This is a genomic window from Paraburkholderia sp. BL25I1N1 (assembly GCF_003002025.1).
Taxonomy (GTDB): Bacteria; Pseudomonadota; Gammaproteobacteria; order Burkholderiales; family Burkholderiaceae; genus Paraburkholderia.
The window spans coordinates 134,800-159,691 of record NZ_PVZB01000018.1 but is presented as its reverse complement, the minus strand read 5'-3'; the positions used below and the strand labels follow the sequence as shown (position 1 = coordinate 159,691).

Sequence of the window (24,892 nt, the reverse complement as noted above, 5' to 3'; positions counted from 1 at the left end):
ACTGAACGAGCCGCTATATATCATCTTTCAAGGAAATAAAAATGCGAGCCCGGAGCATACTGATCGCAACGATTTTTTTCTCTACCTGGATATCCAGTTTTGCGGCGTCAAATGCCGACCATCAACTGTTGATTTCTGGAAAACCATCCAAAACATGTGGAATTTCGATAGAACTTCCCTCCGCGCTGTCTCCCGATGGCAAAGGAAAACTTCTCGATTGCCTTGGATCATATAAATCCGACAACGGGACCGTTTTGTCACTCGCGCCACAAGGGTTCGGAATTCATGATCCCAGTTGGGTTGAAAGAATTCCATCGCTAAATATTCGACGTGTTGGCATTGATCAAATGCTGAGGAAAAAAGATAGCTTCATTGTGGCTGAAAAGAATGGCAATGTACATACTAGAAAAATAGTCCCATCCGCGTGCGCTGTCGCAACAAGCGCAACCTCTATCAAACTTAGTGGTCGGAATTGGAGGGGGTGGTTGGTAGAGGACATCTACAAAAACTCCAACAGAAAAATCACGGCACCTGATTATTGTCAGCGATATTCTTCCGTCAATCGGTGCATTCGCATTGTGATAGGAAATTCGAAGTCAAGCGCGACAATGCAACAGTATTGCGTCACACGAAATGCAGAGGATTTTGATCTCGACAGTGGGTTTAGCTACAATATTTTATTGGAAATGATAAAAACCATCCAATTCAACGAAGAGTAGCTCGCGAACAGACAATATATATGAAGTTCCTGGTGTCACGTTATTTTTCAAGATCATCGCCATTATTTTCGCTTGACAATGGAATCCCTTTCGCGATCCTCTCTATTAAAATTTTGGCGGCTATTATTTTCATCGGCTGGCTGCCTGGCGTTAGAGCGGCAGGCGATTTGGATATTCCATCTCTAAGTCAGTTCTCTCCGGCGTATGTATCTACGCAGATTCTACTTTCGCCGTGTTACGACGTTTCCGTCGAAAGCGACATTGAGGTTCAGCGCATGGTGCGGGAAGCCCGCGAACGATATCCGAAGGGAACCTGCACAGACGCCCGGATTCCCCCTTTGATTTTCAAGGCGAGTTTCCTGCAGTACGCGTCGATTGCTGCCTCAGACGATCCAGAATCGTTATTTCGAGCTGTCCAGACACAGAATGCTAAACTGGCATCTTGCAAAAACAGGACTTGCTTGAAGACAACCCTACAAAAGATAATAGTAAAACTCGAACCAGTATATCGAAATTCCAAGTCTTCGCTGGAAAATACAGGAGGTGACACATGCAAAATAAAGAAAGCGATTGATATCAATACGGCCGCCGGTCTGATTCGGAACTCGCGTGCAATTATAAAAAACATCAAAGATCAATGCGGCGCAAGCGGCATATCGGTAAGCATATGTGCTAACAGGCACGAAAACTTACTTTTTGCGGATTGCAATATTGATATGGAGTCCACTCAGGTAAATTCCCCGTCCTGGATATTCAGATTGTCGTCAAAATCGACCGCCACCCAGCTTTTACACGTTGACGACGGTCCCTTCGATCAAAAACGACATTGGTGTAACGGACTTCCTGATCTCAAAACCGAAGCCCGAGGAGACATGGGGAGCAGCAATATCGCCATCTACCGTTTCGATGGGAAACGGTATCGCACTCATTTCTCATATATTTCAGAAAATATTGGAGACAAATGGCGAATTGCGAGATACCCGGTTTTTCAGAAAATTATTTGCCGTTGATCCATTGCAGGTATCTCATATAGGTTTTTATGCGCCCCATCGCTCTCGTAGGTCATCTTCATTCCTGCCCTATGCACGGGTTCGGCACTGTCATCAGCGGTGCAAGTGGCGTGACGGTCAACGGCCGTGCTGTCGCCCGGATAGGCGATCAAACAAGCTGCGGCGCGGTCATCGTTACTGGCTCGGCCTCCACATTCGGCGGCGCGGGTGTCGCCCGCAAGGGCGATATGACCAGCCACGGCGGCACACTGATCGAAGGCGACGATAGCTGGATGCTCGATTGAGTCGTTGACCCTGAATCAGGCCGACCGTGATTGGCCGGCTAACCGAGTATCGAGCGGAATGCACCAACAGGATGAATCCAATGCCCCCCGCTTGCGCACGGCCGGCGCGTAATTACCGGATGCGTTTAATCCTGTACCGCCGCACGCTTCCGCCGTGCCAGGCGGGCAAATACACTCGGGCCGCGTGGCCGGACCGGAAGGTGGCTGACGCAGATGAATCGGCACGCGGTGGCCGGCCCACAAAATTTCCCCCTGTGCTCCCCAACAAATACCGCACAATCAAAGAACCTCACCTAGCCGTATACCCCCCATCAACAGCCAAACAAACCCCGCTAACCATAGAAGCAGCCCCACTTAACAAGAACAAAATAGTCGCAGCAACCTCAGCAGACTCAGCAAACCGCTGCAACGGAATAGCCTTAAGCGCCGGATCCCGCTTAACCGGATCACTCCAAGCCAGCACCGCCATAGGCGTCAACGTAACCGTAGGATTAACACTATTAACCCGAATCCCGAACGGCCCCAACTCAACACACAAAGCCCTGGTAACAGCATCAAGCGCAGCCTTGGAGGCCGAATAACTCAAATGATCATCCAACGCCACCAGCGCAGCCTGACTGGAAACATTAACGATACTGCCACCGCGCTGAGCATCGATCATCCCTCGTGCCACATGCTTGGCCACCAGCACCGCGCCCCGCGCATTCACCGCCATCACACGATCGAAACTCTCACCCGTCGTATCGACAGCACGCTCGAGCAACGCAATCCCGGCACAATTCACGAGCCCATCAAACGTATCGAGCGAACCAAACGCATCATCGATAGCCGCCTCATCGCTCACATCGAGCGTCAACGGCTCGCAACCCGTTTCCTCCGCCAACCGCGCAAGCTCCTTCACATTGCGCGCGGCAGCCACCACATTCGCGCCCGACGCGCACAACGCCTCAACCGTCGCACGCCCGATCCCGCTCGAAGCCCCGGTAACCAGTACCGACTTGCCAGAAAAATCAAAAGTAGCATTCATGATGTCTGCAACCGATGCATGATCGGCTTCAACGCCGGATACAAATCCGTATAAACGCCGAACCGTTGCTCGTACAACGCCATCCGTTGTGCGTTCGGCTCCGCGCGTTCAACCAGCGTGACCCATCCGCGCCGCGCCTCTTCACGCGACACCAGCCCGACACCGACGCCCGCCAGCAACGCCGCCCCCATCGCCGCCTCCACGTCCTGCTCGATGGTATAAACCGGATACCCCGTAACGTCCGCGATAATCTGCATCCACAAATCCGAATGCGCGGCGCCGCCCACCACGATCAGTTTGTCATCCAGCGACTGCGCGCCTTTGCGCCCCGCCTCGATGTTGTGCTTCAGCGCAAACGTGACGCCTTCCAGCACGGCGCGGTACAAATGAGCCCGCGTATGAAACAGGCTCAGTCCGATAAACGCTCCGCTCGCCTTGGCATCCCACACCGGGCTGCGCTCGCCCATCAGATACGGCAGGAACATCACGCCATCCGAACCAGCCGGCACTTTCTCTGCCGACTCTTCCAGCAAGCGATGCGGATCGCCATGCGGCGTCGCACGCGCGGCCTCGATCTCCGCGTGACAGAACTGCTCGCGATACCAGCTCACCGACGCGCCCGCGGTAATCGCCCCGCCGAACACATAAATATCGCGTTGCCCGTCGAACACATGCGGCATGCTGATCAACCCATGCCGCGCGTCGACGCTCTGGTTGATGTAGCCCCAGCACATGCTCGTGCCAATCATCGCGACATGTTGCCCGGCGCGCGTGACGCCGGCCGCGAACGTCGCCATCGCCGCGTCCACGCCGCCCGCGACGATCGCCGTGCCCGCTTCGAGGCCTAACTGCTCGACCCACTGCGACAGCAAGCCGCCCACCACGTCCGACGATTCGACCAGCCGCTCCGGCATCATCGTCGCGGGAATGCCGAGCATGTCGAGCGCTTCGTCGGACCAGTCGCGTTTGCCAATGTCGTAGATGCCGCCGATATTACCCGCCGAACTATGATCGACCGCCACCTCGCCAGTCAGCATGTAGATCACGTACGCATTCGGCGGCAGGAAGTAGCGCGTATGCGACCACACGTCCGGCTCGTGATCGCGCAGCCACAGCATCTTCGTGTAGCCGTAGTAACTATCCACGCCGTTGCCCGTGATCGTGTAGAGCCGCTCGAGATCGACGTTATTGCGCACCCATTCGACCTGCTCGGTGGCGCGCCGGTCCATCCAGATCAGACAAGGATAAAGCGGCCGCATCTCGCTATCAACCGGAATGCCGGAGCCGCCATACAAGCTGCTCACGCACACGGCTCTGATCGACTTCGCCGCGACGCCCGCCTCCTTCGCCTTGGCTACGCACGCGGCGATGCACTCCACCACCGCCTTCAGCCAGACCGCAGGCCACTGTTCGGCCCACAGCGGCTTGGGCGTATCCGGCTGATAGCTCGACGCATGCTGCGCGACGATCGCGCCGTGCTGATCGACCAGCAGCGCCTTGGTGCTCTGCGTGCCGATATCGACGCCGATGACGTAATCCATACAGTCTCCGTTTATATGCCGCTCGTACTCCGACCGCGTTCGACGCTCAGGCGCGCGGCTTCAGCAGCACCTTGATCGAATCGAGCGAGTTGGCGATCTTGATCGCCTCGTCCCATTCTTCCAGCGAAAAGCCGTGCGTGACAATGCCTTTCGATGTAACCAGCCCGCGTGCCAGCAGATCGATCGCGATGGGATAACAGTACGGGCCGAGGTGCGCGCCGCGCACGTCGAGTTCTTTCCGATCGCCGATCACGGACCAGTCCAGCGTGGTATCCGCGCCGAACACCGAAAACTCCACGAACCGCCCAAGCTTGCGAATCAGGTCCATGCCCTGATTCACGCCGATCGGCGCGCCGGTGGTTTCAATATACACATCGCAGCCGTAACCGTCCGTGAGCGAGTGGATGATCGCCAGCGCATCGTCCTGTTTCGGGTTGATCGTCACGTCGGCGCCGTATTCGCGGGCGAGTGCGAGGCGCTCTTCGACCAGATCGATCACCACCAGTTTCTTCGGTGTTTTCAGATGCGCCACTTGCGTCATCATCAGACCAAGCGGGCCGGCGCCGGCGATCACCACCACGTCGTCGAGTTGCACTTCTCCACGGTTGACCGTGTGGATCGCGCAGGCGAGCGGTTCGATGATCGCGGCGTCTTCCAGCGAAATACCGTCGGGAATCTTGTGAACAATTGCCGTCGGCGGAATGCGCATATATTCGGCCATGCCGCCGTCGGCGACTTCCCGCTGGAAGCCGAAAATGTTGTGCACCTCGCACATCCAGTACTGACCTGATTTGCAATAGCGGCATTTGCCGCACGGCACGATCTGCTCGGCGATCACGCGGTCGCCCATTTTCACGCCGAAGTGATCGGCCGCGCCCTCGCCGATTTCTTCCACGAAACCGAAGAACTCATGGCCTGGAATCACCGGCGCCTTGACCCAGGGACTTGGGCCGCCCCAAAACATCTTCGCGCCCGAATGACATTTGCAGTCGCTCGCGCAAATACCGCACGCGGCAATGCGGATCACCAGCTCATGCGCGCCCGCGCGAGGCTTCGACACCTGTTCGACGCGATAGTCTTTCGGTGCATGACAGACGATGGCTGTCATGTTCTGCTGGTCGTGGTCTGTGGATTGAGTCGTCATTGCATGGTCCTGCTTAAAAGTGGAAGTCGTTGAAGAGTTACTTTCTGCGGTCGCGGCTGATGTAAATCGCGAGCAAAATGATTCCGCCCTTGATCACGTTCTGCACATAAGGATTCACGCCGACCATGTTCAGGCCGTTATTCAGCACGCCGAGCAGCAACGCGCCGATCAGCGTGCCGATAATGGAGCCTCGCCCGCCGGAGATCGACGTGCCGCCCATCACCACGGCGGCGATGGCGTCGAGTTCGAAGCCGACGCCGGCGTTCGGCTGGCCGCTCATCAAACGCGCGGTCAGGACAATGGCGGCGAAGGCGGACGTCAAACCCGCAATCGTGTAGACGATCAGCTTCACGCGCGCCACACGTACGCCGGACAGACGCGTCGCCTGTTCGTTGCCGCCGATCGCATAGACATAGCGGCCGAACGGCATGCGCTCCAGCAGTACCCACGCGATCACGTAGATCACGGCCATGATCACAACCGGCGCCTGCACGCCGAGAATCTTGCCGCTGCCGAAGAAACTGACCCAATCGGGCAAGCCGTCGATCGGATAGCCGCCTGTGTAGATCAACGCGAGGCCACGCGCGATGCCCATCGTCGCGAGCGTGACGATGATCGGCGGCATGCCCGCGAACGCTACAAAGAAACCGTTCGCCGCGCCAAAGCCCAATCCCACCGCGACGCCGATCGCAAGCGCGGCCACCGCGTTCATACCGGCCACCATCAGCCCGGCGGCGAGCGTGCCCGCCAGCGCCATGACGGAACCCACTGAGAGATCGATGCCGCCGGTCAGGATCACGCACGTCATCCCCACGGCAATGATCGCGTTGATCGACACCTGGCGCAGCACGTTCTCGATATTCGCTCCGGAGAGGAAGCTGTCGCTCGCGAACACCATCACGATGCACACCACCAGCAAGCCGACGAACGGGTAGAACAGCGTCGAGCGTTTCAGGGCGGCCCACGTGAAACGCACCGGCGCTCCCGGCGTATCGCTGCTGACAGTGGATGTCTTGGGTGAAGAAGAAGGATTAGGCGTGTTCATGTGTTGCTCCACGAGAGCCGGCAGTTGCATAGGTCATCACGGCGTTCGAGTCGATCGCGTCGCCTTCGAGCATCGCTTCGATGCGGCCCTGCCGGAACACGGCGACGCGGTCGCACATGCCGACGATCTCCGGCAGTTCGGACGAGATCATGATGATCGAGTAGCCCCGCGCGGTGAGTTCGCGCATCAGCAGATAGATTTCGGCTTTGGCGCCGACATCGATGCCGCGCGTCGGTTCGTCGAAGATCAGGATGTTGGTGTGATGATTCAGCCAGCGTGCGATTACCACTTTCTGCTGATTGCCCCCGGAGAGCGTCGCGACTTCGGTGTGCATGCTCGGTGCTTTGACGCCCACGCGTTTCATGATGTCGGCGGTCGCGCGCGCTTCGCTGCGCTGGTCGATGAAGAAGCGCATCGAGCGATACTTGCCGAGGTTGTTGATCGAGATGTTCTGTTTGATCGAAAAGTCGGTGATCAGGCCTTCGGTTTTGCGGCTCTCCGGCAGAATGCCGACGCCGGCGCGCAACGCATCGGCGGGATCGGACAGCTTTGCCGCCGTGCCGTTGATGCGAATCTCCTTCACGTAGGCCGGGTCCGCGCCGATCGCGGCGAGCGCGGTTTCCGTGCGCCCCGAGCCGACCAGTCCCGCGAAGCCGAGAATCTCCCCTTCACGCAGCGTAAAGCTCAAAACGGGGCTGTCCTTGAGCAACTGCAGCTTGTCGACTTCGAGCACGAGCTTCGCGTCGGCACGCAGCGGCGGCTTCGGCGGAAAGCTGTTTTCGATGCGGCGCCCCACCATCATTTCCACGAGATGTCCCACGTCGGATTGCGCGACCTCCGTCATGCCGACGTACTGACCATCGCGCAGCACGGTGATGCGGTCGCACACTTCGAAAATCTCTTCGAGGTGATGCGAGATGAAAATCATCGCGACGCCCTGCTGTTTCAGCTCGCGCATGATGGCGAACAGATGCTCGGCTTCGGCGGGCGTGAGCGTGGCGGTGGGCTCGTCCAGAATCAGAATGCGCGCCTCCAGCGAAAGCGCCTTGCCGATCTCGACGAACTGCTGCTGCGCCACCGAGAGTTCGCGAATCGGCACCGACAGATCGATCGTCACGCCGAGCCGCTGGAAAATCGCCGCCGCCGCGCGCCGCATCTTGCCGCGTTCGAGCAAGCCCAAACCGCTCTTCAGTTCGCGGCCGAGAAACATGTTCTCCACGGCGTTCAGATACGGAATCAGGCTGAACTCCTGAAACACGATACCGACGCCGGCAGCCACCGCATCGTGATAGTTGGCGAAATGACGCGCCTCGCCTTCGATCGTGATCGTGCCTTCATCGGGCTGGTAAATGCCGCACAGGATTTTCATCAGCGTCGATTTACCCGCGCCGTTTTCGCCGAGCAAAGCGTGAATCTCGCCGCGCGCTATTTCCAGGTGAATGCCTTGCAACGCCTTCACGCCGGGAAAACTTTTGGTGATGTTGTCGAGCTTGAGTATCGTGTCCATCGGGTCCTCCTCTGCTGTCCGTTGCCGTGCTTTTCTGCTCAACGCGACAACGGACATTCGGCTTACCAGCTGAAACCCTTGGCATTGCTCTTGTCGATCATCTTCACGTCGACCGGAATGGTCTTCGGCACATTGGCGCCCCACTTCTTCGCGAGCGCGATGCCCAGTGCAATGCGCACCTGGTCAGCCGGGAATTGCGCGGACGTTTCGACGAACTTCGAGTTTGGTTTCTGGATCGCGGCAATCGCTTCCGGTGCGCCGTCGACGCTGGTCAGCTTGATGTCCTTGCCCGACGATTCGATCGCCGAGAGCGCGCCCATCGAACCGCCGTCGTTCACGCTGAACACGCCCTTCAGGTTCGGATGCGCCTGAATCATGTTCTCGGTGACGGACAACGCGGTCGCGCGTTCCTGCTTGCCGTTCTGCGTATCCACGAGCTTCACGCCCGGCGCTTTCGCGAGCGCCGCCTTGCAGCCGCGCACGCGTTCGAGAATCGGCACGACCGGAATGCCGTCGAGAATCGCCACTTCGCCGCTGCCGCCAATCGACTTGGCCAGATACTCGCAAGCCATTTCGCCGGCGTCGTAGTTCTTCGAGCCGACGAATGAATCGACCGGACCGTTGGCGTTCGCATCCACGGCGACCACCACCACGCCCGCCTTCTTTGCCGATGTCACCGCCGACTGGATGCCGGTCGAGTCAGTCGGATTCACGAGCAGGATGTCGATCTTCTTCTGCAGCATGTCTTCCACGTCGCTGACCTGCTTGCTGACATCGTGGTGTGCGTCCGTGACGACCACCGTCGCGCCGATCGAAGCCGCCGCATCGTTCAGCGCTTTTTGCATCGTCACGAAGTACGGATTGTTCAGCTCCTGAAACGTCATGCCGATTTTCAGCGGCGCGGCCTGTGCGGCCGGCGCGGCGATCAACGACAGGCCGAAGGCGAGCGTCGCCAGTGCCGCCCTGCTGCGTGCGAAAGTCTTCAACGAAGTCGGTTTCGAAAGGGATTGCGTCATGGTTGTCTCCATTATTAAAAGTGAGCACGTCCCTCACGCTGCCGTGGGGCAGCGCGATACGTGTTGAAACGCAGGTGAAATAAAACGCTTCGGCGGGAAGCCTGGGCCTGGGACTACGTCGGTGGATAAGCGGCGGCGGCCCTGCGCGGCAAACCTGGCGCGAGCACGATGGCGGGCGCGTCGTCGATGCCCACGCCGCGTGCCGCGGCTTTTTCGGAGGCGTCGCGGCTCGCGTCGTTCAGTTGCTGATAGTGGCGGAATTTTGAAGGCGCCATGCCCTTCACCGCGAGAAACTGTCGGTTGAAATTCGACAGGTTGTTAAAGCCCGCCTTGAAACAGATATCGGTGACGCTCAGATCGTCGTCGGTGAGCAGCTGGCACGCGAGGTTAATGCGCATGCGGTTCACGTACTGCACGAACGGCAACCCCGTATGGCGGCGGAAATAACGCGAGAACGCGCTGACGCTCTGGCCCGCGAGTTGCGCCAGGTCCGACTCGCGCAATTCGTTTGCGAGGTTTTTGCCGATATACGAGAGCACGTGATTGATGCGCGTCGACGCGAAACTGGTCGGGTCGGCCTGATAAGCAGGGCTCGCAAGCGTCTCGCGGTCCGCGGCGTTCATCAGGATTTCGAGCATCGACATGAACAGAACCAGCCGGCGCAGTCCGCGCGCCGCCAGCAATTCGAGGAACAGCGGCTGGATCGCCGCGCTCGTTTGCGCGCCGAACGAGATGCCGCGGCGCGAATCGGCAAGCAGCGCTTCGACCTGACGCCACTCCGGAAAACTGTCGATGCAGCTCGACACGAACTCCTGCCCGAACTGCACGACCAGATTGCGCTGTGCGATTGTCTCGCCTTCCGGCACGTCGCTTACCCAGTTGTGCGGCAGGTTCGGCCCCATCAACACGAGGTTGCCGGGCGTGTAGCTGCTGATGTGATCGCCGACGAACATCTTGCCGGTCGTCGCCACGATCAGATGAATTTCGTATTCCGGATGAAAGTGCCAGCGCACCGTACGGTACGGATAGCCGTGCGACCATACTTTGAACGATTCGTCACGACGTACGGCCACGAGTTCGAGATCGGGTTGCACTGTCTGTCTCCATGAAGCGGCCACTTGAGGCGCCGCTGGTCTTTCGTCTTGTATAGCGAAAAGTAGTCTTCTCGCGCGTGATCCACCACTAAAAATGAGACCGCGGACCAATACTTTTTTGCATTCGGGTTAGTCCTGGCCCGCTCAATGTCAAATTTGATGCAATGCAATACGCGCCGCAACTCGCCGCCATCACGCCACGGCGCATCGCGAGTCGCGCCGAAAAGCCCTGCAGCGCGGCGCTGCGCCACAAAAAACCGTACTCGGTCGCCTTGACTTTCGTTTCGCCGGGTACGATCATTCGCTCACATACAGAGCAAATGCTCCATCTCAAGAAGAAACGCACGCTACGAGCGATGCGAGCAAGGACATTCAGGAGACGCACATGAACAGCGGGCAAGACAGCGGCGCGGCCGCACACGTGATCCTGCACATCGGGGCGGGATCGTTTCATCGCGCGCATCAGGCGTGGTACCTCCATCGGTTGAACGAGGCCAAGGTGCCTGGCGAGCCGCACTGGTCGCTCACGGTCGGCAATATCCGCAGCGATATGAACGCGGTGCTCGAAGCGCTCGCCGCGCAAAACGGCGTCTATACGCTCGAGACCGTCACGCCCCAAGGCGAGCGCGCGTACGAGACGATTCGCTCGATCGAGCGCGTCGTGCCGTGGACCGAAAGCCTCGACGCGCTGATCGAAGCGGGCGCCGATCCGGCCTGCAAGATCATCGCGTTCACGGTCACCGAAGGCGGCTATTACCTCGACGAGCAGGACGAGCTCGACACCGCCAACCCCGATCTCGCGGTCGACCTCAAAGGCGGCCACACCACCATTTACGGCGCGCTGGCCGCGATTCTCGACGCGCGCATGAAAGGCGGCGCGGGCCCCGTCACGCTGCAGACTTGCGACAACCTGCGCAGCAACGGCGAGCGCTTCCATGCCGGCATGAGCGAGTTTCTCGAACGGCGCGGCGCGATCGACCTGGCGCAATGGTTCGACGACAACACCGCCAGTCCAAGCTCGATGGTCGATCGCATCACGCCGCGTCCCACGCCGGACGTGCGTGAACGCGTCAAGGCGGCGACCGGTGTCGACGACGCCGCTCCGGTGATGGGCGAAGCGTTCATCCAATGGGTGATCGAAGACAATTTCATCGCGGGACGGCCGGCATGGGAAAAGGTCGGCGCGGAACTGGTCGACTCGGTGATGCCGTATGAAGAGGCGAAGATCCGCATTCTCAACGCGACGCATAGCTGCATCGCGTGGGCGGGTACGCTGGTCGGGCTGAACTACATTCACGAAGGCACGCTCGACGCGGACATCAACAAATTCGCCTACGAATACGTGACCGAAGACGTGATTCCGTGCCTCACGCCAAGTCCGCTCGATCTCGAACGCTATCGCGACGTCGTGCTCGAACGCTTCAGCAATCCGTATATCCAGGACACGAACCAGCGCGTCGCGGCAGACGGCTTTTCAAAGCTGCCGGGCTTCATCGCGCCGACGTTGTCGGAGTGCTTCGAGCGCGGCGTCACGCCCGCGGCGACGGCCATGCTGCCTGCGCTGTTCTTCCGTTTTCTCGATCGCTGGAACGCCGGCGAGTTGCCCTACGCGTACCAGGACGGCGTGATGGATGAGCGCGTCGCGCGGGCCTTCTTCGAGGCGCCCGATCCATTGAAAGCGTTCGCCGCCGACCGGCTGCTGTGGGGCGGCATGGCGCAAACGCCGGAGCTGGAATCGGCGCTGGAAGGCGCCCTGGCGCGCGTCGACGTATGGCTCGCCAAACGCGGCGCGGTTTGAACGCCGCTGACTTCATGATTCAGAAGCGCCGCGCACCGCGCGGCATCGAAGCGCGCGGGTGCCATGCCACGCCAGGCTTAGCCAGGCTTAATGCGCATGGCACCGCGCGCCATGTGCGGCTAAAGTAGCGCATCTCCAACGACGAAGGTTCCGCGCCCATGTATCTCGGCATCGACCTCGGCACGTCCGAAGTGAAAGTCCTGCTGCTCGCCTCCGATGGACGCGTGATCGGCACCGCAGGCTCACCGTTTACCGTTTCGCGTCCGCATCAGCGCTGGGCCGAGCAGAATCCCGAAGATTGGTGGGCCGGCACGCGTACGGCGCTTGCAGCATTGCGCGCGAAGTATCCCGACGAGTTCGCGCAGATTCGCGGCATCGGCCTGTCCGGCCAGATGCACGGCGCCGTGCTGCTGGATGCGCAGGACCGCGTGCTGCGTCCCGCGATCCTGTGGAACGACATGCGCAGCGACAAGGAGTGCGCGGAGCTGACCGAGCGCGCGCCGGAGTTGCACAGCGTGGCCGGCAATCTCGCCATGCCCGGTTTCACCGCGCCGAAGCTGCTGTGGGTCGCGCGTCACGAGCCCGAGATTTTTGCGCAAACCGCCTGCGTGTTACTGCCGAAGGATTACTTGCGCCTGCAACTGACCGGCGGCAAGGTGTCCGATCCGTCCGATGCGGCTGGCACGCTGTGGCTCGATGTCGCCAAACGCGACTGGTCGGACTCGCTGCTCGCGGCCTGCAACATGACGCGCGCGCAAATGCCGAGCCTCGCCGAAGGCAGCGAGCCGTCCGGCACGCTGCTGCCCTCGGTCGCGCGTGAATTCGGCCTGAGCGACGGCGTGATCGTCGCGGCCGGCGGCGGCGACAACGCCACCAGCGCAATCGGCATCGGCGCGACGCAACCCGGCGACGGCTTCGTCTCGCTCGGCACGTCGGGCGTGCTGTGCGTGGTTGGCGACAGCTTCCGGCCGAATCCGGCCTCCGCCGTGCATGCGTTCTGCCACGCGATTCCGGATCGCTGGCATCAGATGAGCGTGGTGCTCTCCGCCGCGAGTTGCCTGCGCTGGGTCTGCAAGCTCACCTCCACCGACGAGCCGACTCTGCTCGCCGAAATCGAGGCGCTGCCCGCGGACGCATTGAACACCGCACCGCTCTTCCTGCCCTATCTGTCGGGCGAACGTACGCCGCACAACGACCCGTACGCGCAAGGCGTGTTTTTCGGCATGACGCATGCAACGGATCGCGCGTTGCTCGGCTACGCGGTGCTCGAAGGCGTCACGCTCGCGCTCACCGACGGCCTCGACGCGCTGCGCGCGGCCGGCACCGAAGCGAAGGCGCTGTCCCTGCTCGGCGGCGGCGCCCGCAGCGACTACTGGGCCCAGTTGCTCGCCGACGCGCTCGACACCGCCACGCGCAAGCACGGCGGCGGCGAAACCGGCGCGGCGCTCGGCGCGGCACGCCTCGGCTGGCTGGCCGCCGGTGGCGATCCGGCCACCGTGCTGACCAAGCCGCCTATCGCCAAAGAGTTCACGCCGAACCCGCGCCGCCATGCCGAACTGCGCACGCGGCTCGAAGCCTATCGCGCACTTTACCGCCACGTACGGCCGTTGTTCGACCCCGCGCGGCAACCGCTTGCCTGACCGGCTATCCGCAGCCGGTTTCCGCGCCAGGGTTGGTTGAAGCGCGCAGACCGGCTGCTATCATCGGCGCACTTCAAGCGAACCGTCACCGTGCCCAAGTCCACAGAAAAATTAGATCTCGCTACCCGCGCTGCGTGGCTCTACTACGTTGCCGGCAATACCCAGAATGAAATCGCCGAGAAGCTCCAGGTGTCGCGCCCGGTGGCGCAACGGCTCGTTGCTTTCGCGGTGGAGAAGAATCTGATTCGCGTGCGGGTCGATCACAAACTGGCTGACTGTCTCGCACTCGCCGATCAACTGTCGAAACGCTACGGCCTGAGCATGTGCGAAGTGGTGCCGATCGACAGCGATACGTCCGAGGAAGTCGACCGCAAACTCGCAGTCGCCGGCGCGCAAGTGATGGAGCGCTATCTCGGCGAGGAAAAACCGATGGTGGTCGCGGTGAGCAGCGGCCGCACGCTGAAGGCCGCCGTCGATCAGATCGCGCAACTGGACCGTCCGCAGCACCGGCTGGTATCGATGGTCGGGGCGATCGCCCAGGACGGCTCCTCGAACCGCTATGACGTCGCGCTGCACATTTCAGAGAAGACGGGCGGCAAGCATTTTCTGCTGCCCGCTCCGCTGCTCGCCGATAGCGAAGCGGAGCGCGCGCAGTGGTGCAATCACCGTTTGTATCGGATCGTCGAGTCGTTATCGGCGCAGGCCGATGTGGCGTTTGTCGGCATCGGCAATATCGGGCCGAAATGTCCGCTGCACGAAGACGGCTTCATTACGTCGGCGGAAGTGAAGGAGTTGATGCAGAACGGCGCGGTGGCGGAAATGCTCGGACTGCCTATCGACGCAGCGGGCGCGCATGTCGAATCGCCGACCGGCCGGCGCGTGACGAGCATCGCGCTCGACTCGCCGCCGCAGCGCCCGACCATCGGCTTCGCCGGCGGGCAGCGCAAGCGTGAAGCGCTGATTGCCGTGCTGAAAGGCGGCTGGCTGTCGGGCCTCGTGACCGACGAATCATGCGCGAGAGCCGCGCTCGAGGTGTAAGCGGACAGTCTGCGCCCATGCCGCACTACATCGCCGTCAGCCCTTCGGTGATGATGATGCGATATTCCCCGCCCTGCAGACGCGTCTCGCTGACGGCCTGATACTCCGGGCTGCGATACCAGGCAATCGCTTCGTCGTAGCTGGCGAATTCGAGGATCAGAATTTCGTCGATAGGCGGACCTTCCACCACTTCCTTGCGGCCGTGGCTCGCCAGCATCATCACCGGATGTTGCTCGAAGGTTGCAGGCGCAACCTGTTTGTATTCATCCAGTTTCGCGGGGTCGAGCGTTTTCTCGCGCGTAATGACGACGTAGGCGGCCATGAACGTTTCCGGAGCGTGATTGAAAGGAAAGCGGCGCGCCCGCCGCTTTCCCAATCGTTACGCGGCCAGCACTTCGACGATCTTACGCTGGAATGCTTTCCCCGCGCTGTCGAACAGATGGCAGTGCTCCGGTGTGGCGCCGAGTTTTTGCATCTCGCCTTTGGTATGACGTTCGAGCGGCGGAATGCGCGCGATCAGTCCGTCCGGCGCGACGCTCGCTTCCGCATACAGATACGCGGCGTCACCGAGCGATTCGATCGCCATGGTTCGGGCCGAGATGCCGTCTTCGGCCATGCCTACGTGCAGGTGCTCGGGGCGAATGCCGACCGTCACCTTGTCGCCCTGCTTCACCGCGGCCGGCTCCACTGCGACGCGCTGGGTCTCGCCGGTCTCGTAGCGCACCGTGACGCCGTCGTGCGTAACCGATTGCACCACGCCTTCCATGAAGTTCATCTTCGGCGAACCGATGAATCCCGCGACGAAACGGTTGGCCGGCGCGTGATACAGCATGGTCGGGCTGCCGACCTGCTCCAGATTGCCCGCCGACAGCACCACGATCTTGTCCGCCAGCGTCATGGCCTCGACCTGATCGTGCGTCACGTAGATCATCGTGGTCTTCAGTTCGTCATGCAGACGCGCGAATTCGAGGCGCATTTTCACGCGCAAGGCGGCGTCGAGATTCGACAGCGGTTCGTCGAACAGGAACACCTTCGGCTTGCGCGTAATCGCACGGCCGATGGCCACGCGCTGACGCTGTCCGCCGGACAACTGCTTCGGCTTGCGATCGAGCAGATGGTCGATGTGCAGGATTTTCGCTGCGTTGCGCACTGCCGCGTCGATTTCCGGCTTTTTGGTGCCGGCGAGTTTCAGGCCGAACGCCATGTTGTCGTATAGCGTCATGTGCGGATACAGCGCGTACGACTGGAACACCATCGCGATGCCGCGCTTGGCGGGCGCCACGTCGTTCACACGCATGCCGTCGATGGTCAGATCGCCGCCGCTGATATCTTCGAGGCCGGCGATCATCCGCATCAGCGTCGATTTACCGCAACCGCTCGGGCCCACGAACACGACGAACTCGCCGTCCGCGATATCGAGGTTGATGTCGCGCATCACTTCGTTTTCGTCGTACGCCTTCCTGATGTTGCGCAGAGTTACGCTTGCCATGATGTGTCTCCGTGTAATGCTGTGTGTTGCTTGTCCGATGTTTCGGTTGCCTGAGTTGTTTGCGACGCTCAGGCGGCTGCATTTGATTCGCCTTCGATGCTGCTGCTTATGGCGCGGCCGCCGTTGCACTCAGCGTCCATTGCGCGACCAGTTCGGGCAACTGCTGCATGTCGTCGAAGACGTGACGCGCGCCGGCTGCATGCAGCTTGTCGATCTGCGCATCGCTCGCATGACCGCCGCCGATGAAGCCGAGCACCGTCATACCCGCCGCCGTGGCCGCGGTCACGCCGGTGACGCTGTCCTCCACCACGAGGCACGCCGAAGGCGCGAGTCCGAGGCCCCTGGCCGCCGCCAGATAAACGTCGGGCGCGGGCTTCGGATTCGGCACCGCATCGGCGCAGAACAGGCGGTCGCCGAAAAATCTCACGAGACCCGTGCGCGTCAGCACCGTTTCCACATACGGGCGAAAGCTGTTGCTCGCGCAGCCTTTTGTGAGCGGCACCTGAGCGAGCGCGGCTTCGATGCCTTCGACCGTCGGCGCCTGCATCGCCGCCGCTTCCACAGCTTGCCGGATCGAATCGATGTCCTTGACACCGAGGCTCTTGCCGAGCTGCGCCGCGGTGCCTTGCAGCACTTTCTCGATACGCAGTCCAAGCAGCGGCATCACGACCGGTTCGACGTCGGTGCCGGGCCAGCGCGCTTCGAGTTCGTGCACCAGCATGCGCGCCGCCACGGCTTCACTGTCGATCAGCACGCCGTCACAATCGCAGATCAGCGCGAAATTGCCGGCGAGCGTGCTTCCACTCGTGCCTGCCGTCATTTGACCGCCCCGAAGGTAAGGCCGCGCACCAGTTGCTTCTGCGACAGCCAGCCGACGATCAGGATCGGCGCGACCGCCAGCAGCGAAGCGGCGGACAGCTTGGCCCAGAAGAGGCCTTCAGGACTCGAATACGAAGCAATGAACACGGTCAGCGGCGCGGCATTCGAACTCGACAGGTTGATACTCCAGAACGCCTCGTTCCACGACAGGATCACGAGCAGCAGCGCCGTCGAGGCGAGACCCGGCAGCGACATCGGCATCAGCAGATAGACGATTTCCTGCCACGTCGCGGCGCCGTCGATCCGCCCGGCTTCGAGAATGTCGCGCGGAATTTCGGCGAAGTACGTGAAGGACATCCACACTGCGATCGGCAAATTGATCAGCGTGTAGACGATCACGAGACCCGACACCGAATCCAGCAGCCCGCTGTTTTTCCACAGCAGATAGATCGGCACCAGCACGCCGACCGACGGCATCATCTTGGTCGACAGCATCCACAGCAGCACCTTCTGCGTGCGGCGGGTCGGGAAGAACGCCATCGCATACGCGGCCGGCACGGCGAGAATCAGGCACAGAATCGTCACGCCCGCGGAGATCAGTATCGAATTCCACGCGAACGAAAAGTAATTGCTGCGCGCGAACACCTCGCGGAAGCTGTCGAGCGTCGGGATGAAAAACAGCGACGACGCATAGGCTTGCTGCTCCGTCTTGAACGCGGTGATCGTCATCCAGAAGATCGGAAAGAACAGCAGCAGGGCGACGAGCCAGGCGATCACGCCAGGAATGCCGCGGCGGATCGCGGCGAACGGCGACTTCGCCGGCACCGTCATGGCAGTCGTCGGGTTCGACACCGGGGTAGAGGCAACTTGGCTCATTTTTCGTACTCCCCTTTCAGGTTCTTCGCGAGCATCCGCACGAGGAAGAACGACACGATATTGGCCAGCACGACAGCGAGAATGCCGCCCGCCGACGCGAGACCGACGTCGAACTGTTGCAGGCCCAGCGAATAGATCAGGTACGACAGGTTGGTGGTCGCGGTGCCCGGACCGCCGCCCGTGGTCGTATAGATTTCGGCGAAAATCGACAGCAGGAAAATCGTCTCCATCATCACCACCACCGCGATCGCCCGTTTCAGGTGAGGCAGCGTGATATAGAAGAACATCGAGAACGGCCCCGCGCCGTCGATGCGCGCCGCCTCCTTCTGCTCCTGATCGAGCGACTGGATCGCCGTGAACAGAATCAGGAAAGCAAACGGCAGCCACTGCCACGCGACAATCATGATCACGGCCGTCAGCGGATATTCCGCGAACCAGTCGATCGGCGTCATGCCCATGGCGCGCATGCCCTGCGCGATCAGGCCATACACCGGATGCAGAATCATGTTCTTCCAGATCAGCGCGCTCACGGTCGGCATCACGAAGAATGGCGCGATGGCGAGCAACCGCGCGACGCCCTGGCCGTAGAACTTGCGGTCGAACAGGATCGCCATCAGCACGCCGCCCACCACCGTGATCACGAGGACCGAGATGATCAGTTCGAGCGTGTGGCCGATCGAAGGGCCGAACGACGGATCGCTGGCAAGGTATTTGTAGTTGTCGAAACCCGCGAAGCCTTTCAGATCCGGATTCAACAGGTTGTAGCGCGAGAACGAAAACCAGATCGTCATCGCGAGCGGAATCGCCATCCACAGCACGAGCACCGCGACCGAAGGCGTGACTAGCCAGCGGGCGGAATTGGCTTTGCGGATTTCGCGTTCTTTTTCTGTCTGGGGATGGGCATGCATGATAGGCAGGCGCAGAGGACGCATGATTGACCACCTGTGGTAATGCGCGGACCGCCGCCCGAAGCTGCGACGACACCCTGCGATGTCGCGGCGCACGTGTGGCGGCAAGGCCCGCTGTGCCGCGTAAGCCGGCTGACTGGCGTCAGCCGGCGCGTGCCACGTAACGACCGTGGCTTACTTCTGGTAGCCGGCCTGCTTCACCGCGCGATCCGCGGTGGCGTTGCCGGCCGCCAGCGCCTGATCGATCGTCATCTGGCCGGCAATCGCGCCGGAGATGCTCTGACCGACCACGGTGCCGAACGACTGGAACTCAGGAATCCCGACGAACTGCACACCGGTGTACGGCACCGGCTTGAGCGTCGGGTGCTCCGGATCCGCCGTTTCGATTGCCTTCAGCACGAAGTCGCCGAACGGTGCTGCCTGCTTGTACTCAGGGCGCGCGTAGGTGGATTTACGTGTTCCCGGCGGCACCGAAGCCCAGCCTTCGTCCTTCGCGACCAGTTCGATGTATTGCTTCGACGTGGCCCACGTGATGAACTTCTTGGCCGAGTCAGCCTGCTTCGACGACTTCGGAATCGCCAGCGCCCAGGCCCACAGCCAATGCGAACCCTTCGGCGTGACCGCGACCGGCGCCGCGGCGAAACCGACCTTGTCGGCGATCTGCGATTGCTGCTTGTTGTAGAGCATGCCGGCCGCCACCGTGGCGTCGATCCACATGCCACACTTGCCGGAGGACATCAGCGTCAGGTTTTCGTTGAAGCCATTCGAACTCGCTCCCGGAGGGCCGTCCTTCTTCAGCAGATCGACGTAGAAGGTCATCGCCTTCTTCCATTCCGGCGAGGTGAGCTGCGCGTTCCACTTCTCGTCGAACCAGCGGCCGCCGAAGGTGTTCACCACCGTCGTGCCGTAGGCCATGTTCTCGCCCCAGCCCGCCTTGCCGCGCAGGCAGATGCCGTAAACGCCGTTGGCTTTGTCGGTGAGCTTGTCGGCGAATTGCTTGATCTGGTCGTAAGTCGGCTGGTCGGGCATCTTCAGGCCGGCCTTCTCGAACAGGTCCTTGCGGTAATACGTCATCGAGCTTTCGACGTAGAACGGCAGCGCGTACAACTGGCCGCCGCTCGAGAGGCCATCGCGGGCCGTCTTCACGACGTCGTTCAGATCGTAATCAGCGGGCAGATTCGTGAGCGGCGTGAGCCAGCCGCGCTTGCCCCATTGCGGCGTTTCGTATGCGCCGATCGTCATCACGTCGAACTGGCCGCTGCCGGTCGTGATGTCGGTGGTGGCGCGCTGACGCAGCACGTTTTCTTCGAGAATCACCCAGTTCAGCTTGATGTCCGGATTCGCCTTTTCGAATTCGGGCGAGAGCTTCTTCAGCTCGATCATGTCCGGATTGTTCAGCGTGGCGATCGTTACCGTCGCCGCCGACGCGCTCAATGCAAAGCATGCGACCGCGCCGGCACTGACCGCCTTTAGCGTGGATTTGAGGGCTGGCTTCATGTGTTGTCTCCTTTCTCGTACGTTATGTAGTGCAGCGTTTGTTCTACGAAATTGACGATGAACGGCGCGGACTCAGCTCATCCAGTTGCCGCCGTCGACGTTCAGGGTTTGCGCGGTGATGTAGTCGGCATCCGCCGACGCGAGGAACAGGGCGGCGCCGGTCAGATCGTCGGGCACGCCCATGCGGCCGAGCGGCACCGCTTCGCCGACAAGCCGTTTCTTCTCGCCGAGCGGGCGGTTTTCATAGCGGGCGAAGAGCGCGTCGACTTCGTTCCACATCGGCGTATCGACGACACCCGGCGCGATGCCGTTCACATTGATCTTGTGCGGCGCAAGCGCCAATGCCGCCGATTGCGTGTAACTGAGCACCGCCGCCTTGGTCGCGCAGTAGTGCGACACGAGCGCCTCGCCGCGCCGTCCGGCTTGCGACGACATATTGATGATCTTGCCGCCGTGGCCCTGCTCGACCATCTTTTGCGCCACGGCCTGCATGAGGAAGAACATGCCCTTCACGTTGACCGCGAAGAGACGGTCGAACACGTCCCAGGATTCGTCGAGGATCGGGCGCATGTCGAAGAGCGCCGCGTTGTTGAAGAGAATGTCGATTTGCCCGAAGCGCTCCAGCGCGCTCGCCACGATGCGCTGGATATCGTCGTGGCGCGTGACGTCAGCGCGCACCGTCAGCACGCGATCGCCATGGGTCGCACGCAGCGAGTCGCCGAAACTGTCGGCCGGCTTCACGTCGACCAGCAAGCAGCGCGCGCCTTCGTCCAGATATCGCCGCGCCACGGCTTCACCGATTCCGCTTGCCGCGCCCGTCAGAATGGCCACCTTGTCCTGCAATCGTGCCGCCACTGCTCGTCTCCGGTTCGTTTTGCTTCTTGAGGCGCGGTGAGCGAACGCTCATCACGCGAACAATTGCTCTGTTAGTGATCGAATGATCGGATACGCACCGGGCCATGTCAAGGCGCCCGAGCAGATTTCGATGGTGCAGCGCGGCAGGACTCCGGCACCCCTTTCCCGCTCCGATCAACACTAGTACGAGAACTCGCAGTCAGCCAATCTGCTTTCCATTCGGCCGTGCTGACAACATTTCGAGATACGTTATATCATTGCGACCTCGCTTCGCTTCGAAGCTGTTTGGTTGCGATTTCGCCCGATTGCCATTTCGTAGGAGCCTCCGCTGATGGCCACATCGCCTGCAGAACACCATGCCGTGCGCCTCGCGCATGCCGAAGCGCATGCCGCGTTGCATGGGCTCGCGCTGACGCCACTGCGTCGTCAGGTGTATGCGGCGATCGTCGCGAGCGAGCGGCCGATCGGCGCTTATGAACTGCTCGATGCGCTCGAACCGGAACGCGGCCGTGTGCCGCCCACGACCGTGTATCGCGCGCTGGACTTTTTGCTCGCGCATGGCTTCGTGCATCGGATCGAATCGAAGAACGCGTTCGTGGCCTGCTGTGAAGTCGGCGTGCCGCATCGCAGCCAGTTTCTGATGTGCGACGGCTGCGGCGCCACCGTCGAAATTCCCGGCGACGACCTCGCCGAACAGTTGTCGCATAGCGCGCCGGCCCATGGCTTTGAAGTGCATCGGCAGGTGGTCGAATTGAGCGGTCTATGCGCGCTATGTGCCCGCGCGGCGCGGCCTGGCGGCGCTTCGGCCGACACAAAGCCGGCCTAGAGCCGGCGCGCTTTTCCTAACGTCAGTGATCCATTCAACCCTCACGCAGCAGGACAGAACAATGAAGAAATTCGGCCCGATGTTGAACGGCGCGCAGCGTGCGCTGAAACTGTCGAAGTACGTCGCGGTAAGCGCCGCCATGGTCGCGTTCGGCCACGCCGCGATGGCCGCGGACGCCAAAATCCCGGTGGTCGCGGCGGAGAATTTCTACGGCGACGTGGTGCAGCAACTCGGCGGCGAACGCGTCGACGTGACGAGCATCCTCAGCAATCCGGAGCAGGACCCGCATCTGTTCGAAGCGAGCCCGAAGACGGCGCGCGCGCTGCAGCATGCGAGCCTTGTGGTCTACAACGGCGCCGACTACGATCCGTGGATGGCAAAATTACTGGCGGCGTCGAAGGGCGCGAAGCGCGTGACGATCGTCGCGGCCGATCTCGTCGGCAAGAAAGGCGGCGACAATCCGCACCTCTGGTACGACCCGGCGACCATGCCGAAAGTGGCGCGCGCGGTGAGCGAGGCGCTCGTCGCGGCTGACCCCGCGCACAAGTCGGCGTACGATGCGAACCTCGCGAAGTTTCTCGATTCGCTGAAACCAGTCGACGCCAAAGTCGCCGAACTGCATGGCCGCTACGCCGGCGTGCCGGTCACGGCGACCGAACCGGTGTTCGGCTACATGTCCGACGCCGTGGGCCTGACCATGCGCAACCTGCGCTTCCAGCTCGCCACGATGAACGACACCGAAGCCAGCGCGGCCGATATTGCCGCGTTCGAACGCGACCTGCGCGAGAAGCGCGTCCGTGTTCTGATCTATAACAGCCAGGCAACCGAGGCCCTGACCAAACGCATGTTGAAGCTCGCGCAGCAATCGAAGGTGCCGACCATGAGCGTCACCGAGACCGAACCGGCCGGCAAGACCTATCAGACGTGGATGCTGACGCAGCTCGACGCGCTGGGCACGGCGCTGGCCTCGGGCGATGCGAATGGCGCAAATGCGGCTGCGGCTTCAGGCGCGAAAGGAAAAACCCAATGACCCAGCCTGGCCGCAGCGCGCCCGTGCTCGAACTCGAACGCGTGACACTCGAACTCGGCGATCGCACGATTCTGCGCGACACCGGCTTCGTGGTGAACCAGGGCGAATTCATCGGCGTGCTCGGACCCAACGGCGCGGGCAAGACCACACTGATGCGCGCCGTCCTCGGCCTCGTGCCTGCCGCTCAAGGCGCGATCCGCGTGCTGGGCCAACCGGTCGAACGCGGCAATTCGTCGATCGGCTATATGCCGCAGACACGCAGCGCGCTCGCCGGACGTCGCGTGCGCGGCCGCGATTTCGTCGCGATGGCCGCCGACGGCCATCGCTGGGGCTTGCCGCATGCGGACGCGGCCACGCGCGCCGATGTCGAACGTGTGCTGGATCTGGTGGGCGGCCGCAAGCTGGCCGAGCGGCCGTTGTCGGAACTGTCGGGCGGCGAGCGTCAGCGGCTGTTGCTGGCGCAGTGCCTGCTCGGCAACCCGAAGCTGCTCTTGCTTGACGAGCCGTTGATCAGCCTCGACCCGCATCATCAAAAGAGCGTGGTCGAACTGGTGCGGCGCGTGCAACAGGAACTCGGCATCGCCGTGCTGTTTTCGGCGCATGAACTGAACCCGCTGCTTCACGCGCTCGATCGCGTGCTGTATCTCGGCAGCGGCGTGGCGGCGCTCGGCACCGTCGACGAAGTGATCACGCGGCCGGTCCTGTCGCGCCTCTACGGCTCGCCGATCGACGTGATGCGCGTGAACGGCCGCATCTTCGTGATGTCGGGCGACGTCGAAGTGGAAAAGCACGATCACGAGCACGAACACGACGAGCACGGCGGCCACAGCCACTCGCACTCGCACTCGCACTCGCATTCCCATTCGCATGGCCACGCGCACGGCCACTCAGATCAGCACGACTCACGCGACGGACACAAGCACGATGTTTGAATACGATTTCATGGTGAACGCATTCGCGGCGTCGGGGATCGTCGCGGTGCTGGCCGGCGTGGTGGGTTACTTTCTGGTGATGCGCGGACAGACCTTCGCGGGCCACGCGCTCTCGCACGTCGGCTTCACCGGCGCGACCGGCGCGGTGCTGATCGGCGTCTCGCCGATCTGGGGGATGATCGGCTTCACGCTGGCGGCGGGCGTCGGCATGGGCGCGCTCGGCGAACGCCTTGCCGGACGCGATGTGGCGATCGGCGTGATCCTCTCGCTGTCGCTCGGTTTCGGCTTGCTGTTTCTGCACTTCTTCACCGCGTACGCGACTCAGGTCACGGCGCTGCTGTTCGGCAATGTGCTCGGCGTGAATGCATCGACGCTCGGCGTGCTGGCGGGCTTGGGTGTAGTGAGTTTGCTGGCGCTCGCGGCGATCATGCGGCCGCTGCTGTTCGCTTCGTTGCAGCCGGAACTGGCCGAAGCCAAGGGCGTGTCGTTGCGCCTCGTGTCCGTGCTGTTTCTCGCGATCACGGCGCTCGCCGTGGCGGCGTGCACGCAGATTGTCGGCGTGCTGCTGGTGTTCACGCTGATGGTCGGCCCGGCCGCCGCCGCGCAAAACATGACGACGCGGCTTTCAGCGGGCCTCGTGCTCGCCGCGGTGTTCGCGCTGCTGCAGGCGTGGCTCGGTCTGACACTCGCGTTCTACACCGATTGGCCGACGAGCTTCTGGATCACCGTGCTGTCGGCGATGGTGTACGGCGGGAGTTTGTTGAGACGGCATTGAGTCTTCAGGAACGATGGCGGCA

The 24,892-nt window shown here is 61.6% G+C and carries 24 protein-coding genes; 10 read left to right on the top strand and 14 right to left on the bottom strand.

The window, feature by feature from the left end:
- The first annotated feature begins 41 nt into the window (after positions 1–41).
- The 3 genes from B0G73_RS40145 to B0G73_RS26195 are packed head-to-tail and all read left to right on the top strand — an operon-like array spanning position 42 to position 2,013.
- Positions 42–719 carry a hypothetical protein gene (locus tag B0G73_RS40145; RefSeq protein WP_146144237.1) on the top strand — a complete coding sequence of 226 codons (678 nt, stop codon included), beginning with the start codon at positions 42–44 and terminating at the stop codon, positions 717–719.
- 20 nt (positions 720–739) lie between these two features.
- Complete coding sequence (locus tag B0G73_RS40140) at positions 740–1,729, top strand: hypothetical protein (RefSeq protein WP_146144236.1); 990 nt, start codon at positions 740–742, stop codon at positions 1,727–1,729.
- A gap of 29 nt (positions 1,730–1,758) precedes the next feature.
- Positions 1,759–2,013, top strand: coding sequence for a PAAR domain-containing protein (locus B0G73_RS26195; protein ID WP_106284125.1), 255 nt, complete (start codon positions 1,759–1,761; stop codon positions 2,011–2,013).
- A 289-nt stretch (positions 2,014–2,302) separates the two neighbouring features.
- Here the strand turns inward: B0G73_RS26195 and B0G73_RS26190 are convergent, their stop codons facing one another.
- From B0G73_RS26190 to B0G73_RS26160, 7 genes are all read right to left on the bottom strand, one after another.
- Entirely contained in the window at positions 2,303–3,040 is a 738-nt protein-coding gene (locus tag B0G73_RS26190; protein ID WP_106284124.1) for an SDR family oxidoreductase, read from the bottom strand.
- Positions 3,037–4,581 carry an FGGY-family carbohydrate kinase gene (locus B0G73_RS26185; protein WP_106284123.1) on the bottom strand — a complete coding sequence of 515 codons (1,545 nt, stop codon included), beginning with the start codon at positions 4,579–4,581 and terminating at the stop codon, positions 3,037–3,039. The genes B0G73_RS26190 and B0G73_RS26185 overlap by 4 nt, the downstream gene beginning before the upstream one ends.
- A 46-nt stretch (positions 4,582–4,627) precedes the next feature.
- Entirely contained in the window at positions 4,628–5,725 is a 1,098-nt protein-coding gene (locus tag B0G73_RS26180) for an alcohol dehydrogenase catalytic domain-containing protein (RefSeq protein ID WP_106284122.1), read from the bottom strand.
- A gap of 37 nt (positions 5,726–5,762) precedes the next feature.
- Positions 5,763–6,770 carry an ABC transporter permease gene (locus tag B0G73_RS26175; RefSeq protein ID WP_106284121.1) on the bottom strand — a complete coding sequence of 336 codons (1,008 nt, stop codon included), beginning with the start codon at positions 6,768–6,770 and terminating at the stop codon, positions 5,763–5,765.
- On the bottom strand, positions 6,757–8,277 hold the full coding sequence (locus B0G73_RS26170) for a sugar ABC transporter ATP-binding protein (RefSeq protein ID WP_106284120.1): 1,521 nt from the start codon (positions 8,275–8,277) through the stop codon (positions 6,757–6,759). Before B0G73_RS26170 ends, B0G73_RS26175 begins: the two co-directional genes overlap by 14 nt.
- 62 nt (positions 8,278–8,339) lie before the next feature.
- On the bottom strand, positions 8,340–9,293 hold the full coding sequence (locus tag B0G73_RS26165) for an ABC transporter substrate-binding protein (RefSeq protein WP_106284119.1): 954 nt from the start codon (positions 9,291–9,293) through the stop codon (positions 8,340–8,342).
- 113 nt (positions 9,294–9,406) lie between these two features.
- Positions 9,407–10,387 carry an AraC family transcriptional regulator gene (locus B0G73_RS26160; protein ID WP_106284118.1) on the bottom strand — a complete coding sequence of 327 codons (981 nt, stop codon included), beginning with the start codon at positions 10,385–10,387 and terminating at the stop codon, positions 9,407–9,409.
- Between the two features lie 385 nt (positions 10,388–10,772).
- On the opposite strand from B0G73_RS26160, the gene dalD reads away from it, so the two are divergent.
- The 3 genes from dalD to B0G73_RS26140 all read left to right on the top strand — a co-directional run bounded on the left by dalD (position 10,773) and on the right by B0G73_RS26140 (position 14,863).
- A complete protein-coding gene (dalD, locus tag B0G73_RS26150; RefSeq protein WP_106284116.1) occupies positions 10,773–12,185 on the top strand; it encodes a D-arabinitol 4-dehydrogenase in 1,413 nt (470 codons plus the stop codon).
- Between the two features lie 158 nt (positions 12,186–12,343).
- On the top strand, positions 12,344–13,825 hold the full coding sequence (gene xylB / locus B0G73_RS26145; protein ID WP_106284115.1) for a xylulokinase: 1,482 nt from the start codon (positions 12,344–12,346) through the stop codon (positions 13,823–13,825).
- 90 nt (positions 13,826–13,915) lie between these two features.
- On the top strand, positions 13,916–14,863 hold the full coding sequence (locus tag B0G73_RS26140; protein WP_106284135.1) for a sugar-binding transcriptional regulator: 948 nt from the start codon (positions 13,916–13,918) through the stop codon (positions 14,861–14,863).
- Between the two features lie 25 nt (positions 14,864–14,888).
- Here the strand turns inward: B0G73_RS26140 and B0G73_RS26135 are convergent, their stop codons facing one another.
- The 7 genes from B0G73_RS26135 to B0G73_RS26105 form a co-directional block, all read right to left on the bottom strand.
- Entirely contained in the window at positions 14,889–15,185 is a 297-nt protein-coding gene (locus B0G73_RS26135; RefSeq protein ID WP_106284114.1) for a DUF1330 domain-containing protein, read from the bottom strand.
- A 57-nt stretch (positions 15,186–15,242) separates the two neighbouring features.
- Positions 15,243–16,352, bottom strand: a complete 1,110-nt coding sequence (locus B0G73_RS26130) for an ABC transporter ATP-binding protein (protein WP_106284113.1) — start codon at positions 16,350–16,352, stop codon at positions 15,243–15,245.
- A 106-nt stretch (positions 16,353–16,458) separates the two neighbouring features.
- Complete coding sequence (locus B0G73_RS26125) at positions 16,459–17,172, bottom strand: HAD family phosphatase (protein ID WP_106284112.1); 714 nt, start codon at positions 17,170–17,172, stop codon at positions 16,459–16,461.
- Positions 17,169–18,002, bottom strand: coding sequence for a carbohydrate ABC transporter permease (locus tag B0G73_RS26120; protein ID WP_085966707.1), 834 nt, complete (start codon positions 18,000–18,002; stop codon positions 17,169–17,171). The genes B0G73_RS26125 and B0G73_RS26120 overlap by 4 nt, the downstream gene beginning before the upstream one ends.
- Positions 18,003–18,043: 41 nt before the next feature.
- Positions 18,044–18,979 carry a carbohydrate ABC transporter permease gene (locus tag B0G73_RS26115; protein ID WP_106284110.1) on the bottom strand — a complete coding sequence of 312 codons (936 nt, stop codon included), beginning with the start codon at positions 18,977–18,979 and terminating at the stop codon, positions 18,044–18,046.
- 150 nt (positions 18,980–19,129) lie between these two features.
- On the bottom strand, positions 19,130–20,452 hold the full coding sequence (locus tag B0G73_RS26110) for a sugar ABC transporter substrate-binding protein (protein ID WP_106284109.1): 1,323 nt from the start codon (positions 20,450–20,452) through the stop codon (positions 19,130–19,132).
- 72 nt (positions 20,453–20,524) lie between these two features.
- On the bottom strand, positions 20,525–21,307 hold the full coding sequence (locus tag B0G73_RS26105; protein ID WP_106284108.1) for an L-iditol 2-dehydrogenase: 783 nt from the start codon (positions 21,305–21,307) through the stop codon (positions 20,525–20,527).
- Between the two features lie 331 nt (positions 21,308–21,638).
- Here B0G73_RS26105 and B0G73_RS26100 point away from each other — a divergent pair, with 331 nt between their 5' ends.
- The 4 genes from B0G73_RS26100 (at position 21,639) to B0G73_RS26085 (ending at position 24,870) form a co-directional block, all read left to right on the top strand.
- Positions 21,639–22,133 carry a Fur family transcriptional regulator gene (locus B0G73_RS26100; RefSeq protein ID WP_106284107.1) on the top strand — a complete coding sequence of 165 codons (495 nt, stop codon included), beginning with the start codon at positions 21,639–21,641 and terminating at the stop codon, positions 22,131–22,133.
- 61 nt (positions 22,134–22,194) lie between these two features.
- Positions 22,195–23,163, top strand: a complete 969-nt coding sequence (locus B0G73_RS26095) for a metal ABC transporter solute-binding protein (RefSeq protein ID WP_106284106.1) — start codon at positions 22,195–22,197, stop codon at positions 23,161–23,163.
- On the top strand, positions 23,160–24,095 hold the full coding sequence (locus B0G73_RS26090; RefSeq protein ID WP_106284105.1) for an ABC transporter ATP-binding protein: 936 nt from the start codon (positions 23,160–23,162) through the stop codon (positions 24,093–24,095). Before B0G73_RS26095 ends, B0G73_RS26090 begins: the two co-directional genes overlap by 4 nt.
- Positions 24,088–24,870 carry a metal ABC transporter permease gene (locus B0G73_RS26085; RefSeq protein ID WP_106284104.1) on the top strand — a complete coding sequence of 261 codons (783 nt, stop codon included), beginning with the start codon at positions 24,088–24,090 and terminating at the stop codon, positions 24,868–24,870. Before B0G73_RS26090 ends, B0G73_RS26085 begins: the two co-directional genes overlap by 8 nt.
- Positions 24,871–24,892: the final 22 nt, after the last annotated feature.